The 16,926-nt window shown below is 50.9% G+C and carries 8 protein-coding genes and 4 tRNA genes; 4 read left to right on the top strand and 8 right to left on the bottom strand.

Annotated elements, in window-relative coordinates; translation table 11 throughout:
• Positions 1-35: 35 nt before the first annotated feature.
• The 4 genes from SHEW_RS09390 to rlmKL are packed head-to-tail and all read right to left on the bottom strand — an operon-like array spanning position 36 to position 6,199.
• Positions 36-1,889 carry a DUF3466 family protein gene (locus SHEW_RS09390; RefSeq protein ID WP_011865613.1) on the bottom strand — a complete coding sequence of 618 codons (1,854 nt, stop codon included), beginning with the start codon at positions 1,887-1,889 and terminating at the stop codon, positions 36-38.
• Positions 1,890-1,913: 24 nt separating this feature from the next.
• Positions 1,914-3,833, bottom strand: a complete 1,920-nt coding sequence (locus SHEW_RS09385; protein WP_011865612.1) for an ABC transporter ATP-binding protein — start codon at positions 3,831-3,833, stop codon at positions 1,914-1,916.
• 1 nt (position 3,834) lies between these two features.
• Complete coding sequence (locus SHEW_RS09380; RefSeq protein ID WP_011865611.1) at positions 3,835-4,071, bottom strand: glutaredoxin family protein; 237 nt, start codon at positions 4,069-4,071, stop codon at positions 3,835-3,837.
• Positions 4,064-6,199: a bifunctional 23S rRNA (guanine(2069)-N(7))-methyltransferase RlmK/23S rRNA (guanine(2445)-N(2))-methyltransferase RlmL gene (gene rlmKL, locus SHEW_RS09375; protein ID WP_011865610.1), complete on the bottom strand. Its 2,136-nt coding sequence runs from the start codon at positions 6,197-6,199 to the stop codon at positions 4,064-4,066. The genes SHEW_RS09380 and rlmKL overlap by 8 nt, the downstream gene beginning before the upstream one ends.
• Positions 6,200-6,469: 270 nt before the next feature.
• Here rlmKL and SHEW_RS09370 point away from each other — a divergent pair.
• The 4 genes from SHEW_RS09370 to SHEW_RS09355 all read left to right on the top strand — a co-directional run bounded on the left by SHEW_RS09370 (position 6,470) and on the right by SHEW_RS09355 (position 6,917).
• Positions 6,470-6,546 (top strand) — tRNA-Met (locus SHEW_RS09370).
• 47 nt (positions 6,547-6,593) lie between these two features.
• Positions 6,594-6,670 (top strand) — tRNA-Met (locus SHEW_RS09365).
• 47 nt (positions 6,671-6,717) lie between these two features.
• Positions 6,718-6,794: transfer RNA gene (locus tag SHEW_RS09360), tRNA-Met, on the top strand.
• Between the two features lie 46 nt (positions 6,795-6,840).
• Positions 6,841-6,917 (top strand) — tRNA-Met (locus SHEW_RS09355).
• An 814-nt stretch (positions 6,918-7,731) separates the two neighbouring features.
• Here SHEW_RS09355 and SHEW_RS09350 read toward each other — a convergent pair.
• The 4 genes from SHEW_RS09350 to SHEW_RS09335 all read right to left on the bottom strand — a co-directional run bounded on the left by SHEW_RS09350 (position 7,732) and on the right by SHEW_RS09335 (position 16,925).
• Positions 7,732-8,265, bottom strand: a complete 534-nt coding sequence (locus tag SHEW_RS09350; RefSeq protein ID WP_011865609.1) for a cell division protein ZapC — start codon at positions 8,263-8,265, stop codon at positions 7,732-7,734.
• 159 nt (positions 8,266-8,424) lie between these two features.
• Positions 8,425-9,450 (bottom strand): quinone-dependent dihydroorotate dehydrogenase, encoded by a 1,026-nt coding sequence (gene pyrD / locus SHEW_RS09345; protein ID WP_011865608.1) that lies wholly within the window; start codon positions 9,448-9,450, stop codon positions 8,425-8,427.
• Between the two features lie 62 nt (positions 9,451-9,512).
• A complete protein-coding gene (locus SHEW_RS09340; protein ID WP_011865607.1) occupies positions 9,513-14,357 on the bottom strand; it encodes an NAD-glutamate dehydrogenase in 4,845 nt (1,614 codons plus the stop codon).
• A 264-nt stretch (positions 14,358-14,621) separates the two neighbouring features.
• Complete coding sequence (locus tag SHEW_RS09335; protein ID WP_011865606.1) at positions 14,622-16,925, bottom strand: efflux RND transporter permease subunit; 2,304 nt, start codon at positions 16,923-16,925, stop codon at positions 14,622-14,624.
• Position 16,926 lies beyond the last annotated feature (1 nt).

Here is a 16,926-nt window from a genome sequence, read left to right as displayed (position 1 = left end):
GCCCCGATTTTTAGTTCGATAAGTTCTAACAACCCTTAGGCCTGAACACGACGTCTCAACCAAACCAATGGCAGCAGCAACAACCAGGCAAAACTGGCGGCGCCTTTACGCTCATATTTACCATTACCCGAGTTATCTGTCTCTTCAACTTCACAGGCCGTACCCGATGTGGTCGGCTTTAGCACCACCATACGTGGCAGATAAGCGGTTACCGGCTGACCATTGGCATTGAGTGAGAATAATGGCTTACCGTTCTCACCAATTATTAGATTACCCTTCTCATCATACTGATAAGAAGGCTTACGAATGAAGGCTGTGCCCACTATGGTGCCATCATCGTTAATGCTGTTGGCTTCTACGATGCGGATCTCGCTATCATAGTAAAGGGTCTTGCCATCACCATCGACCACCTCGACCTGGTTACGGGTCCACTTGCCGGCATCGTCTTTAACATAACCCTTAGACTCACACACAAGGAGATCGTCGATAACGTTAAACTCGTCACTCGCCTTGTCATACAGGAAGGCACCCTTCATACGTGGCTTCTCTTTCTCGCTGGTAACCTCGACGAAACCTACGACCTGATCTTTGTTGTTGATATCACGTGGACGCGAGCTGCGATCAGACATCACCTCATAAAAATCATTCGGCGTCACGAAGGTTGGATCTTCGGCGTTGGTGTCCAGATAGAAGAACTTGTCACGCAGGTAGCCTTCGATGTAGCGGCGGTAGCTGCCCACCAGAATGCCATTGTCGTTGATGTCATAGGCAACAGATGACAGCTGATCGTTGGTCATCTTCACCCAGTGATATTGGTAATCACCTTGAGCATCTTTCTTCCAATAGGCGGCATCGAACGCCAGCTTATCCTTGTTATCGTTACGATATACATGAGAGCGACCAGCAATCACACCCTCACTGTTCAAACCAATCCCCTGAGCGGTGAACACACTGTCTGAAGTCGACTCAAGTCCCAGCGGTAACTCGGTCGGCGTCACGTCCGTACCATCGAACTGCCACACAAAGGCGCGTGTCTGATAAAGAATACGGCGCGCATTGTTGCTATCTGGATATTGATCCCTCTGCACACAGACATCGATTGGATAGGTCTCACCGCTGATACAGTTATCGACACGGGTTTGACTCGTCTTGGCCAGTTCTGTGGTCGCATAGCCTGTGATCAGGTTATTGTCGTTGATGGCCGCCGCCACAGAAACTCCGCCCACAACTACATCCGTATCGTCTTTGCTATAAACGGTATAGGGTGGTACCAAGGCGATATCTGTCCCTTCTGCAGTCTTGAGGAAGCCACGCTCCTCAAATTCACGGTAGTACCAATATTCCTGATCTTGGTTACTGTCGTTGCGCTCGCCAGTAAACTCGGTTTTCTGCTCAGGCGCGGTATAGGTACCTACCTTGATCCCATTATTGTTAATGCCATAGTAATAGGCATTGATCGAGTTAATGGTCTCCGGCTGGTCTTCATCGGTATCTTTCGGATGGGTAGTGCCGAAAACCGAATCGAAAGTTGGGATCCAGCTACCGCTGGCACCATTGCCATCGGCGGAAAAGGTAAAGTTATTAGCAATAATGGGCGCGTTAATGGAGTAAGACACTAGTTGCTCAGGCGGAATACCATCTTCGATATCGATGGCGCCACCAGTCTCGTCGTCGACCTCGAGCTTCTTCTTACCCTTAGAGATCCCCACCATCTTATCTTGCTGATTAACAAACATGCCGTAGCCGTTGATGGTCGACTCTAAGGTACCATTAAGATCATAGTCTTGAATGTTCTGGATCTCATAGACAGGTGCAGCGTGAGCCGTCTGCAGCGCGGTGATCACTCCGACTGCGACTAAAGAGATGGCTCTATCAAACTTCAACTTCATGTACTTTTCCTATTATTCTATCGTCTATTTGAGGGCTTCTAGCTCTTCCCAACGTTCGAAACACACTTCTAATTCCTGTTCCAGCTCTGCCAATTCATTTAATCGGCTACTGACCAGATCTTGTGCTTGAGTATAAAAATCGGGCTCATTGATAACTGCCTGCAAGCTTTCAATCTCGGCTTCGAGTTGTTCCATCTTGGCAGGCAAGGCATCGAGTTCTCTCTGTAATTTATAAGAAAGTTTCTTCTCTGCTTTAGCGGCCGCCTTGGTTTCGCGCTTAACCGGTTCGGCAACCTTGGGTTGGACAGCGTCCTTGGCAACTGGTTCCTCAGAATAAAATTTTGCCCCCTGGGATACGGCATCTTGATAACCGCCGACATATTCACTCCAGCCGCCGTTACCGGTAAACCACCAGGAGCTGGTAACCGTGTTATCGATAAAGGCACGATCGTGACTCACCAATAGCAAGGTGCCTTGATAATCGGTCAACAGCGACTCTAGCAACTCTAAGGTCTCGATATCAAGATCGTTTGTCGGTTCATCGAGAATGATCAGGTTTGCTGGCCTTAGCAGCAGACGCGCCAGCAACAATCTATTCTTCTCACCACCGGAAAGAGCCTTCACCGGCGTACGGGCGCGCATGGGTGAAAACAGAAAGTCCTGCAGGTAGCTTAAGATATGCCTATCCTGACCATTGATAGTCACCGTCTTCTTGCCTTCACCTACATTGTCTTCAACGGTTTTTTCCGGATCAAGCGCCTCACGGTATTGGTCAAAATAGGCCACTTCTAACTTAGTGCCCACCTTCACCTCGCCGGATTGAGGCGCAAGCTGACCAATCAACAGCTTGATCAGAGTCGACTTGCCACAGCCGTTAGGGCCGATGAGGGCGATACGATCGCCGCGCATCACAGAGGTGGTGAAATTCTTCACCAGGTTCTTATCTGGCAGGTTGTAGTTGAGATCTTTGATATCAAATACCAGCTTACCCGAGCGCTCGGTATCGGCCACAGCCATCTTAGCGCCGCCCTGACGATTGATACGTTCCATACGCTCCATACGCAGCGCTTTAAGCGCGCGCACGCGGCCTTCGTTACGGGTACGGCGCGCCTTGATCCCTTGGCGGATCCAGGCTTCCTCTTCTGCAAGCTTCTTATCGAACTGAGCGTTCTTCTCCTCTTCTACCCTAAGCCATTCGGCCTTGCCATCTAGGTAGGTCTGGTAATCACCGGGCCAGGAGGTCACCACACCTCGGTCGAGATCCACGATACGGGTCGCCATGCGCTGAATGAAGCCACGGTCGTGACTGATAAAGACGATGGCGCCGCGATAATTAAGCAGAAACTCTTCCAGCCATTCGATAGTGTCGATATCCAGATGGTTGGTAGGCTCGTCGAGCAGCAGCAGATCCGGCTCGCTCACCAGGGCGCGCGCCAGGGCCACCTTACGCTGCCAGCCGCCAGACAGACTAGCCAGGCTCGCATCTGCGTCCAATCCCAGCAACTCACAGGTCTGATTGATGCGGGTATCGAGCTGCCAGCCGTTGAGATGGTCGAGATCCGATTGAAGACGTTCCATCTGCTTGAGCAGGCGCTCCATCTCCTGGGCGTCAACGTGGGCAACATCGTGAGACAGCTGATGATAACGCTCGAGCTTCTCGCCCACCTCCTGCAAACCCGCCGAGATATAGGCGTAAACCGTGCCCTGCTCAGCCTTAGGTGGGTCCTGTTGCAGTCTGCTAACCTTAACGTCGTTCGCAATGTTAAACTCGCCATCGTCAAGTAACACCTCACCGCCAATCACCTTCATCAGGCTCGATTTACCGGCGCCGTTACGGCCCACGATACAGACGCGCTCGCCCGGCTCTATGGTAAAGTCGGCGTTTTGCAATAAGGGGGTGTAGCCATAGGCCAATGAGCCGTTATTAATACGAACCAGACTCAATTTATGCTCCTGTAAATTGTTGCAACTGCTCGCTGTCGAAAGGCCAGCCTAACTCGGCGTCATCGGCCTCACGCAGCAGCACTGGAATACGCACGCCATAGCGCTGCGCCAGTTGCTCGTCATCGCAGATATCCTGCAAGACAAAATCGATATTCAGCGCCGTGATAAGCGCCTGGGCCTGCTCACACAGGTGGCAGGCATCGGTATGAAAAAGAATATAGCCGCTGGTCTTAGGCATGCTGAATCAACCAGGTGTTATGAATATGCGGATTACGCTTGTAATCCAGCGGCAGCGTCTGCTTATCCAGGTTAGTGATCGACAAGCCAAGGGCACTGAGCGCCTCGCTATCCATCTTAAATTTACGCTTGTTGTTGGAGAACAGTATCTCCCCGCCCGGACGCAGCAGCTTCACCAGCGCGCTCAACAGCTTCACGTGGTCGCGCTGCACATCGAAAGAATCTTCCATGCGCTTGGAGTTAGAGAAGGTCGGTGGATCGATGAAGATCAGGTCATACTGCTGGTCGCAGTCATCTATCCACTGCAAGCAATCGCCCTGAATAAACTGATACTGCTTGCCTTTAAGGCCATTCAACTCGAAGTTGTCCTGCGCCCAGTTGAGATAGGTGTTAGACATATCGACCGTAGTCACCGACTTGGCCCCCCCCAGAGCCGCGTGCACCGAGGCGCTGCCGGTATAGGCAAACAGGTTAAGCACGTCTCTGCCTTTCGACTTCTCACCCACTAGCTTGCGGGTCAGTCTGTGATCTAAGAAGAGACCTGTATCCAGGTAGTCCTTCAAGTTAAGCTTAAACTTGGCGCCGTACTCTGTGGTGACCAGCTCGAGCTTAGTGGCATCTAGCTTCTGGTATTGGTTAGTACCCTTCTGACGCTCACGAGTCTTGAGAATAATCTTATCGGGGTCGACGCCGATGGCCTGAGGCAACACCAGCAAGACATCTGTCAGGCGACGCTTAGTCACCGCCTCGGGAATCGACTTAGGCGCCGAATACTCCTGGATCACCACATGATCCAGATAGATATCTACCGCCACATTGTACTCGGGAATATCAGCGTCGTAGAGGCGATAGCTATCTATCCCCTCGCGCTGAGCCCATTTGCTCAGCTGCTTATGATTTTTCTTGATACGGTTACTAAAGGCCGTGGCGACCTCGCTCACCTCACCGCCCTGGCTCAACACCTGGCTAGGGTCAAGACGACGGGTGCTGTTGGCATGCAGCGTATAGAGGTTAAAGGCACACTCGAGCGCGCCGTTATACATCTTCATCTGCTTGTCGGCTTTCAGCTTAAGGGCCGAGAGGAGTTCGATGTCGCTGTTGAGCACAGCCACCTGCCAGCCGCCAAATTCGGCCTTGAGCTTGTCACCCAATTGATAGTAGAGCTGCAACAGCGAAGTGACATTGCCCAGACGCTCACCATAAGGCGGGTTGGTGATCAGATAGCCCTGCTCCACCGGCGGCGTAACATTGAGGGCGTTGGAGACCGACAACTCGATAAGCTCCGCAACGCCAGCGTTTTGCGCGTTACGCTTTGCCAGCGCCACCAGACGCGAATCGATATCCGAGCCATAAAACTTGATCTCACAGCGCTTGGTACCGATAGAAGCGCGGGCCTTGGCCTCAGCAAGCAGCTCCTGCCAGTCGGCCTCTTGATGGCGTAGCCAGTGCTCGAAACCGAAACGGCGACGCTGCAACGCAGGTGCGATATCGCAGGCCATCATAGCCGCCTCAATTAAAATGGTGCCACTTCCGCAGAAAGGGTCGAGTAGATCTTTCGGCGACTGTTGCCAGCCGCTACGTACCAACATGTTGGCCGCCAGGTTTTCCTTTAGTGGTGCCTCCCCCGTGGTGGAGCGATAACCGCGCTGATGCAGAGCAGGCCCAGAGAAGTTAATCCCCAGGGTAATTTGGCCGCGGCGATAATGAGCATCTATCTTAAAGTCAGCATCGACACGGGCCACATCGGGACGTGGACAGCCATCGTCACGAAAACGGTCGACGACCGCATCTTTTATTTTAAGCGCGCCAAACTGTGAGTTCTTTATAAAGCCACCCACACCATGAAAATCTATGCTGAAGCTGCTCTTATTGGAGAAATGGGTCTGCCAGTCGATGCAGTAGGCCGCATTATAGAGCTGCTCGGGATTCTCACAGGGCCCCTTGTAGATCACCAGAATGATACGGCTGGCGAGTCGCGACCATAGGGTTATACGGTAAGCCAGATTAAGGGGCGCAGAGAAATAGACACCGGCAACGCTTTCCTTTATCTCGGCGGCGCCAAACTCTGCCAGTTCCAACGACAGGGCGTACTCATAGCCTCTTGGGGCTGCGGCAAAAAAATTCAACATGGATAGATAGACACACTTCAAAAATCAATCCGTCATTATACCTTGTCCTCAGATTAAATGATAAAAAGTTCTGCCAAATGAAGGTTTAAAATTTCCCGGCTTGATCGATAAGCCAGCACATTGACGGATTAATAAACGCTTGACCCGAATTTCGTAATCGTTACTTGCATTGGCTCCGCCATGTCGATATAGTTCGCCCCGCTTTGACGCACTGAGTACTTAACAGCAATAAGGCTGTTGGCGCTACAGAGGTTAAAGTAAACATCCGGACGCGGGATGGAGCAGCTTGGTAGCTCGTCGGGCTCATAACCCGAAGGTCGTCGGTTCAAATCCGGCTCCCGCAACCAATTTCTTTTGTAGCAAGAATCAAAACAACTACAGCGTTTCTTACGGACGCGGGATGGAGCAGTTTGGTAGCTCGTCGGGCTCATAACCCGAAGGTCGTCGGTTCAAATCCGGCTCCCGCAACCAATTTCTTTCGTAGCAAGAATCAAAACAACTACAGCGTTTCTTACGGACGCGGGATGGAGCAGTTTGGTAGCTCGTCGGGCTCATAACCCGAAGGTCGTCGGTTCAAATCCGGCTCCCGCAACCAATTTCTTTGTAGCAAGAATCAAAACAACTACAGCGTTTCTTACGGACGCGGGATGGAGCAGTTTGGTAGCTCGTCGGGCTCATAACCCGAAGGTCGTCGGTTCAAATCCGGCTCCCGCAACCAATTTCAGATTTAAACCCCCTTTATACATACTCAAGCATAGCTCGCCTGGCTCAACTCGCGATATAAGCTTCGAAGGTCGTCGACGGTATGCCGCCCAGTTCAAATCCGGCTCCCGCAACCAATTTCAGATTTAACCCCCTTTATATATACTCAATCGTAGCTCGCCTGGTTCAACTGGCGATATGAGCTTCGAAGGTCGTCAGCGGTATGCAGCCCAGTTCAAATCTAGCTCTCGCAACCAATTTCTTACGCAAACAATTCCCCTCTTTCCTATCTTAATCAATGTAAAAAAGCAGTTTGGCTACTCGTCAGATTGAACTCTCTATACAATCAGTAATCACAGTAATCACGGATCAGCATTCAGTAATCCGCAAAGACCTCTGACCGACTTCACCACGCTTTAAAGAAACCTTTATCAAAATCCAAGTCAATAAAGTCGCTGCAGTTGTAATTGCCCCCTCATATTCACAAGCTTTAACATGACTCTCCTTTGGACCTCTACCCAATGCGCCAATCTAAAAACGTGATCACAAAATAGCCAGCAAAGCATTATTGCTTAGCGAGTATTCATTTTCTCCTTGTTTTGTGCATATGAATAAAATCAAGAGTGCCTATTTTGTGAGCACTTAGCCGCTTAATCAAAGACGGAGAAAATAAAGAAGAAAAATAAAGAAAAAGAGATGAGAAAACACTATGGATCGAAAAAATGATTTAGATTCGATCATCGCAATAAAATAAATAGATCAAACAGCGGGCATAAAAATGGGGAGCAGTCGCTCCCCATCCAATTAATCTATTCTCGCTTTTAGCGTTATTAAGCCGCGGCTATCTGACGATTGGCCTTTAGCGGATGCAATCTATCGTTCATCACCTTAATGCAATCGAATTGGCGCATCGCCTTACTGTCGCTCAAATGCAATTCAGGCGATAACAACATAACCAGGGATGCCTGAATGTTAGACTCGACCACCAGTACCTGCACCACCTCACCTTGGCATTTCAACTGGAACACCTTGCCCAGTTCACTGTATACACAGACGGCAGATGTTTCAAAAAACCACGACTTAGGCATCTGAGGTTTTAATAGAAAATGGGCCGCCGTGGCGTTAAGCGCCAGCTGTACCCTTACCGCGTCGGCTATATTTAATGACTTACCGATACGCTCAATAAACTCTATATAGAATTTGGCGTGCTCGACATTAAATTCCGTGGTGGCCAGGGCATCAGGAATAAGTGCTTTCGTTTTATAGGGAGTCAGAAATTCCATATCCGAACCTAACGAAACGCTTAAAACCCCATACGAATCGTTATATATCCATTGCCAATCCCTTTGTGGCATTAATAACATAACGTGTACCTATATACTTTAATACAGCTCGATAATAGATGATATTTCATCCAATATCAAAAAAAATATTATAAATATGATATAGATTACAACACGTTATCGCGATCAAACGCGATCTAAATAAGATCGCGCGATCGTTTTAAGATCTAAAATAAGATCTTATTTACTTTTTACGCGATAAGCATCGACGATCTCTTTAATTAATTCTGGTCCGCGATAAATAAAACCAGAATAAATTTGTACCATGGTTGCACCCGCATCGAGTTTATCGAGCGCATCGGCAGCACTGTTAATACCACCAACCCCTATGATGGGCACCTGACCTTTCAGACAATCTGCCAATTGCTTAATTACTTTTGTTGACAATGAATTCAAAGGCTTACCGCTTAAGCCACCGGCTTCGTTAGAATTCACCAAACCGCTGACGCCGTCGCGGGTCAGCGTGGTGTTGGTGGCGATAGCACCGTCGAACTCGTTACGAATGAGCGACTCGGCAATTTTCTCAATCTCGTCTGGCTCAAGATCCGGCGCAATTTTCAGTGCGATCGGCACATACTTTCCATGACGCTCGGCAAGATCTTTCTGCTTAGCTTTTAGTGATCCCAAGAGATCATCAAGCAGATCGCCATACTGCAAACTGCGCAGGCCTGGTGTGTTTGGCGATGAGATATTGACCGCAATATAGGCTGCATAAGGGTAAACCTTCTCCATACAGATGAGGTAATCCTCTTTGCCCTGCTCTACCGGCGTATCCTTGTTCTTACCGATATTCACCCCAACCATGGCGCCAGACTTGGCTGCCTTCAGGTTAGCGACCAGATTATCGACACCCTTATTGTTAAAACCCATGCGATTGATAATCGCCTTGGCCGGCTTTAAACGAAACAGGCGCGGCTGATCATTACCAGGCTGTGGACGTGGCGTTACCGTACCCACTTCCACATGGCCAAATCCCATGGCGTGGAACGCATCGATACATTCACCATCTTTGTCCATACCGGCAGCTAAGCCGACAGGATTTGGAAAGGTCAATCCCATAAACTCGACAGGTGCTGCTTGCAGCTTCTGTGCATAAAAGCAGTTTAATGGCGAATTCGCAGTTGACTTCAGACTGCCTATAGCAAGGTTATGGGCCTTCTCAGGATCCATCTGAAACATCACTTTCTGTGCGATTTTGTAAAACATGCATTCTCCTAGACCGAAAAAAGCCCCGGCGATTGCCAGGGCTCATGACTAATTTTTATTTTTTACGATTGACCTTCGCAATGAAGGATCAACAGATTCAGCTCACGTAGGGCGACTGAGAACTTCGCAAACTCATGGGTCTGCGAGGTCTTAAAGTCTGCAAGCATGTGGAACCATCTCTCCAATAAGCCCTGATTGGATTCGACCCACTGATCGATAATGGCGTCAGCTTCACAAACCGATGGGCAGGTACGTAATACCACTGAACTCAGTGAACGTTGTTGCCAATCGAGTTCTTCCCTAAATGCCGCTCTCGCCAGCGCCTGCCAGTGGTTAGCCACAGGCTGGGCACTGATCTGCTCGAGGAACCAGTGCAGGTCAATACGAGCACCTAGCTTGTAGTAGGTCTCGGCAACCAAGGCCACTGGCTTGTCTTCCAGCTCGGCAATTTGTGAGATATCCAGTGCAGAGAACAATGTGCTCATGTTGACGACATCGGTCGCCACCTGCTCTGGTACTCCTTCTTTCACCAGCGCTGCAATCTCGGCGCGGATGCCGTTAACTTCATCTTCCACCAGATACTGATGAACGTTCTGACGAAGTTCCTGGAACACTGGGCTAAAGAAGGCCACAACCTGCTCAATGCTTTGGTTACGGTTACGATGACGTAAGAACCAACGACACGCGCGACGTAGATTACGACGCAACTGATGCAGCATCTCACCCTGAACCACAGCAGGTACCACACCGTTTAGCGCCGTGATCGATTTAGTTAATTCAGCTAAACCAAATACTTCACGAGCCATAGTGTAGCAGATAGCGGCTTCGGCGACTGAGGCACCTGTCTCATCTTGCATACGCTGAACAAAATTCAAGCCCATGTCGTTAACCAACTCGTTGGCCAAAGAGGTAGCAATGATTTCGGCGCGCAGCGGGTGCGTCACCATACGCTCGCTGTACTTCTCCTGTAGCTGACGAGGGAAGTATTCGATAAGCAGCTGGCTCAAGAATGAATCGTCGGTAATTTCCGGCGTGAGCAGTTGCTCTTTCAATACCATCTTGGCGTAGGCCACCAGTACAGAAAGCTCAGGGCGAGTCAGTGACTTACCGTTCGCTAAACGCTCTGCCAGTTCATCATCGGTCGGCAGGAACTCGAGTGCTCTGTCTAGCTTGTCTTCCTTCTCCAGATAATGGATGAAGCGGATCTGCTCTTTCAACTGCTCGGCGCCGCGCACCTGAGTCACAGAGATGGTACGGGTCTGATCCTTACAGTCTTGCAGTACGATGCGGCTGACTTCGTCAGTCATCTCAACCAGCAGACGGTTACGCTGTTTCACCGTCATCTCACCTTCGGCCACCATGGCGTTCAGCAAGATCTTGATGTTAACTTCGTTGTCCGAACAGTCCACACCACCCACGTTATCCACGAAGTCGGTGTTCATGCGGCCACCGTTGGCGGCGTATTCAATACGACCCAGTTGAGTACAACCTAAGTTGCCACCCTCGCCTATGATGCGGGCCTGAACTTCGTTGCCGTTGACGCGCAGTGCGTCGTTGGCGCGGTCACCCACCTCGGCGTGCGTCTCGCTGGTCGCCTTGATGTAGGTACCAATACCACCGTTCCAGATCAGATCCACCTTCATCTTCAGCAGCTCTTTAAGCAGCTCGTTTGGTGTCATAGATGCTTTCTTGGTATCCAGCATCTTCTTCATTTCAGGTGTCAGGGTGATTGACTTGGCCGAGCGAAGGAATATTCCACCGCCCTTAGAGATCAAATCTTTATTGTAATCTTCCCAGCTTGAACGCGGCATCTCGAACAGACGCGCACGCTCTTTATAGCTGCTAGCCGCATCCGGATTCGGGTCGATGAAGATATGCATATGGTTAAATGCCGTCACCAGACGTGTGTGCTCAGAAAGCAGCATACCGTTACCGAATACGTCACCGGCCATATCACCGATCGCCAAACAGGTGAAATCTGTGGTCTGACAGTCAACGCCGATCTCACGGAAGTGACGCTTAACCGATTCCCACGCGCCGCGCGCCGTGATACCCATCTTCTTATGGTCGTAACCGTTACTACCACCCGATGCGAAGGCGTCGCCTAGCCAGAAACCATACTCTTCAGAGATAGCGTTAGCGATATCTGAGAAAGTCGCGGTACCTTTGTCGGCCGCCACAACCAGATATGGATCGTCTTCATCGTGACGAACCACGTTTGCCGGAGGAACGATTTCGCCTTCGACGATATTGTCAGAGATATCCAGCAGACCGCGGATAAACAGGCGGTAACACTCTTGGCCTTCAGTGAAGAAGGCATCGCGGCCACCTTCGGTAGGCAGTTGCTTACAGACGAAGCCACCCTTGGCGCCCACAGGTACAATAACTGTGTTCTTCACCTGCTGGGCTTTCACCAGACCCAGTACCTCGGTACGGAAGTCTTCACGACGGTCAGACCAGCGCAGACCACCGCGGGCAACCTTGCCACCACGCAGGTGAACACCCTCTACCCTTGGAGAGTAAACGAAGATCTCAAACTTAGGTAGCGGACGTGGCATCTCTGGGATCTCTTCTGGCGAGAACTTGAATGACACGTATGGCTTGTTGCTACCGTCTGGCAGCACCTGATAGAAGTTGGTACGCAGCGTGGCGTTGATCAGATCCAGGTAACGACGAATGATACGGTCGTCATCCAGGCTAGACACATCTTCCAGACGCATATCGATCTGTTCAACAAACTTAGCCAGAGTACGAGTCTTTAGCTTAGGGTTGAACTTACGGATAAACATCTTCACCAGCAGATCGGCTATCTGTGGGTAGCTGCTAAAGGTCTCTTCGATGTAGGCCTGACTGAAGGTTGCATCGATCTGACGCATATATTTAGCATAGGCACGTAGCACTGACACTTCGCGGCCAGACAGACCGGTCGCCAATACCAGACGGTTAAAGCCGTCATCTTCCAGCTCTTTACGCCACACCTGTGACAGGGCTGTCTGGAATCTATCTTGGCTGTCGGCCAGGTTATCAACCGCAGCGCCTTGTACCGTCATCAAGAAGTCAAGGATCCAGAAGGTAGAACCATCGGCGGTCATCACTTCATATGGGCGCTCGTTGATCACGCGCAGGCCGAAGTTTTCCAGCATAGGCAATACATCAGACAGATGGATTGGCTCATCTTTATGGAAGAGTTTCAGGCGCACCTTGTTGTCTTTAAGCGCAGTTTCCTGTGGCTGATAGAAGAGCATGCCAAGCTTGTGATCATCATCCAGCGCTTCTAAGTGCTCGATATCCACCACGGCAGAGCTAGGCAACACATCTTCTTTGTAGCTGCGTGGGAACGCATTCACATAACGTTTGACCAAACGGTTGCCAGACTCTTCGCCTTGGGCAGTGATCAGCGCTGTGTTTAACTTGTCTTCCCATGAACGCGCAGCTTCAATTAGATTGTTTTCGATGGCAGCCACATCTACATCCGTAATATTATTATCGACTTTGACTATATAGTGAGTACGCGCGAGCGTAGACTCAGAGAAATAAGTTGTAAATTCAACATCTTCTTTAGTGTTGAAGTGTTGCGCCAGAATACGTTGAGTATCTTCACGCAGCTTAGTGTTGTATCTGTCTTTAGAGACGTATACCAGGCAAGAGAGGAAACGACCGAAGCCATCCTTGCGCACAAACAGCTTGAGTTTGTCGCGATCTTGCATCTCGAGTACGCCATGAGCCATGCTGGCCAGTTCAGATTCCCGTGCCTGGACGATCTCGTCACGCGGTAAGGTTTCCAGAATATGCATCAAAGCCTTGTAGTCGTGAGAATGCGGCGTCAGGCCAGAATCGTCCAGTACGCGCTGGATCTTCTCTGCCAGCAGCGGGATCTCACGTGGGCTACGGTTGTACAGGTTTGAGGCGTACAGGCCGATGAATCTGTCTTCACCAATAACATTACCCTGCTCGTCGAAACGTTTGATGCCGATATAGTCGACATAGGCTGGGCGGTGAACGCGGCTCTTCTCAGTGCTCTTGGTCAGGATAAGCAGACTGCTGTCGAGTGCTTCTTTACGTGCGGTATCTGACAGGCTGGAAAGCATGAGTCCCTTAGAACTCTTAGGCTTACCCGGTACATTCATCAGACCCAGGCTGGTCTCGTTAGCCGGCAGCAGCTCGAGATCGCCCTCGACCTTGTGCAGGTCGTAACGGCGATAACCCAACAAGGTGAAATGGTGATTGTTCAGATAGGTCAGGAAGTTGATGGCCTCATCCAGCTCACGCTTCTCACCCGGGAATGGACGGCTAGGCAGCTCGGCGATGGTCTCGCTCAGCTTGTTCGACATCGCCTGCCAGTCGTTGACCGATGCAGCCACGTCACCCAATACAGATTGAATCTCTTTTTCCAGGCTCTTGATATCGGCGTCGCTGCTTAGTCTGTCCACCTCGATCAGGAACACGGCAACCTTGTCGTTGCTCTCGTCCTTATCGTCGTTGTAGCTAACACCTGTGATCACGCCTTGGTCACGCTTCACGGTTAACGGCGTGTGCAGCATCATGTGAGTGGTGATGCCCATGCGGTTAAGCGCCATGCCTACAGAGTCAACAAGGAAAGGCATATCCGGTTGAATCACCTCGATAATTGAGTGGGATGATTTCCAACCATGCTTAGATTGACTCGGGTTAAACACGCGAATATGGGTCTCGCCAACTGGCGTCTTGTTCGCGGCATTCCAAAGGCTGAGGACGGCGCCGTAAAGATCACTGTCATTGCGGTGTTGCAAGTCATCTTTCGACATGTGGGCATAAATACAAGTTGCGAACTGTTCAACTTGTTTGGCTTGTGTATTGGGAACTTTCGAATGAATTAGGCTGACTACGTTCTCGAGTAGTACTGAAGGCATTGCATCTTTCAAGGCCATGTTGCTGTTTCCTTTAGGGTCTATGGCAGCGTTTTTGTAATTTTATGGATGCTTGAGCATATGACAGGCCAAATCTAATTATGTGACCTAAGTCATAGCGCGAAGTTTATTACTAAATGTGCCAATTTTCGAGAACTATTTTAGTGGTAGATCCTCATCCCTCGGGGTTTTGCGGCCCTATTGATGTGCATGATGAAAAAACAATCGTAAAGTGAGCGTAACTATGCAAAAAAAGAGAGAGCTAATGCTCTCTCTTTCAGTTCACTATCGCGGCTTACGCCAGAAAACCGCGCCTATCGCAGGCAAAATAATTATTGCACCCAACATATTCACTAAAAACATGAAAGTTAACAGGATCCCCATGTCCATTTGGAACTTAAGTGCAGAGAAGAACCAGGTGCTCACGCCAATCGCCAGTGTCAGACCGGTGAAGATCACCGCGCTGCCCCGCTCAATAAGCGCCTGATGATAGGCGGTTTGCACCGGCATGCCGTCTCTGAGTTTGACCGCCATGGTCGACAAGATGTAGATACCATAATCCACACCTATCCCCACACCTAGGGCGATCACCGGCAGAGTGCTCACCGCCAGACCGATATCGAGCTGAGTCATCAGCGCCTGCGCCAGGGTCGATACCACATAGAGCGGCAGGATCACCGCCACCGTCGCGCGAATCGATCTGAAGCTGATTAAACAGAGCACAAACACGGCGCCATAGACATAGAGCATCATAGGCAGTTGCGCCTCGGCCACCGCCTCGTTGGTCGCCGCCATCACACCAACCGGGCCTGAGGCCAGCTTAAACTTGAGCTTGTCGCTGTCCATCTTGGCCGACAGTGTCTTAACCTTGTCGATCACCTGCTCAATGGTCTCCGCCTTATGATCTTTCAGGAACAGATACACAGGCATCACAGAGCAGTTACCGTCTAGCAGACCCGAGGTGGTCGGGATCTGCCCTACCGCCTGGACCAGACTCGCCGTGGTGCGAGGCAGCACCTGCCACTTAGGGTTACCCTCGTTGAAACCAGCGTTGACCCGCTTAGCAATAGAGGCAAGACTCGCGGTCGACTCAACCCCCGGAGTATTAGCCACCAACCACTCAAACTCATCTATCTGGGTCAGCACATCATGATAGGTACAAGCCTCGGGAAACGCCTCGACAATTACAGTCATCACATCTGTGGTAATAGAAAAGTGATCGGTAATATAGAAGGTGTCCTGATTGTAGCGGCTGTCAAAATGCAGCGCCGGCGCGCCGCCTTGGAGATCGCCGATCTTCATCTTACTCGCCTGCTGCAGGCCGACGCCATAGAGGGCGACGGTAGCCAGCAACACGATAACCGCATACTTGGGCGTGGCGAAATTAGAGAGCTTACGCCAGAGCGCATCCACCTTACCGTTAGACTTGGTCGGCAGCGCCTTGACCTCGGTAAAGGAGATTAGCAGCGGCAGCAGCACCAGGTTGGTCAGGATGATCACCGCCACACCCAGTGAGGCCGAGATAGCCAGCTCGCGAATGATACCGATATCGATGGCCAGCAGTGTCATGAAGCCCACGGTATCGGAAAGCAGCGCCACCCCGCCTGGGATCAGCAGGCTACGAAATGCCAGCGCGGCGGCGGCCTTAGTGGTTTCCCCCTCACCCACACGGCGCCTGACGGCGTTGATCATCTGCACACCGTGACTCACCCCGATGGCAAATACCAGGAAGGGAATGAGAATCGACATAGGGTCCAGGCCAAAGCCAACCACGGTGAGCAGACCCAGCTGCCAAACCACAGCTACTAGGCTACACACCAAAGGCAGCAGGGTTAGCTTGACCGAGTGGGAGAAGAGATACACCATCACGGCCGTTACCAAGATGGCGATGGCGAAGAAGAGCACCACGCCCTTGGCCCCCTCGGCCACATCGCCGGCCATCTTGGCAAAGCCAATGATATGGATCTTTATCTTGTCGTTTTCATACTGGCCGCGCAGCTCCTTCTCGAGCTGACTGGCAAAGGCCAGGGTATCGAGTGGCTCGCCGGTCTGAGGATCGAAGTCCATCAGCTGAGCGGTCACCATGGCCGCCGAGTAATCCTCGGCGATCAGACGCCCGACTATGCCTGCCTTCTCTATGTTGCTACGCACCACCTCAAGCCCGGCAGGGGTAGTCGAGAAATCCGCCGGGATCACCGGGCCGCCGGCAAAACCATCTTCCACCACCTCGGTAAAGCGGGTCGAGGGTGAATAGAGCGACTTCACCTGGGCGCGATCGACGCCTGGGATGAAGAACAGCTGATCGTGTACCTGTTTTAGGGTATCGAAAAAGTTTGGGTTGAAGATGTTGCCACTGCTGTCTTCCACCGCCACCATGATGCTGTTGGCGCCACCAAACTGCTTCTGATGCTTCAGATAGGTCTGCATATAGCTATGATTGAGCGGAATGTTCTTAACGAACGCGGCATCCATCTTCAGATGGCTGGCCTGGAAACCGAGAAACAATGTTGCCAGCAAGAAGGCGAATATCACATAGGCCCGTTGCCGAAACAGGAAGGATTCTAATCCATTAACTAATTTATCTAACATG

It is taken from the genome of Shewanella loihica PV-4, from assembly GCF_000016065.1.
Lineage (GTDB): Bacteria > Pseudomonadota > Gammaproteobacteria > Enterobacterales > Shewanellaceae > Shewanella > Shewanella loihica.
Note: the sequence above shows the minus strand (reverse complement) of the source record. Positions and strands in the feature narration are given on the sequence as shown.

Coding starts and splice junctions, on each gene's coding strand:
- SHEW_RS09390 (WP_011865613.1), bottom strand. CDS start 1,889: ATGAAGTTGAAGTTTGATAGAGCCATCTCTTTAGTCGCAGTCGGAGTG.
- SHEW_RS09380 (WP_011865611.1), bottom strand. CDS start 4,071: ATGCCTAAGACCAGCGGCTATATTCTTTTTCATACCGATGCCTGCCAC.
- rlmKL (WP_011865610.1), bottom strand. CDS start 6,199: ATGTTGAATTTTTTTGCCGCAGCCCCAAGAGGCTATGAGTACGCCCTG.
- SHEW_RS09350 (WP_011865609.1), bottom strand. CDS start 8,265: ATGTTATTAATGCCACAAAGGGATTGGCAATGGATATATAACGATTCG.
- pyrD (WP_011865608.1), bottom strand. CDS start 9,450: ATGTTTTACAAAATCGCACAGAAAGTGATGTTTCAGATGGATCCTGAG.
- SHEW_RS09340 (WP_011865607.1), bottom strand. CDS start 14,357: ATGGCCTTGAAAGATGCAATGCCTTCAGTACTACTCGAGAACGTAGTC.
- SHEW_RS09335 (WP_011865606.1), bottom strand. CDS start 16,925: ATGTTAGATAAATTAGTTAATGGATTAGAATCCTTCCTGTTTCGGCAA.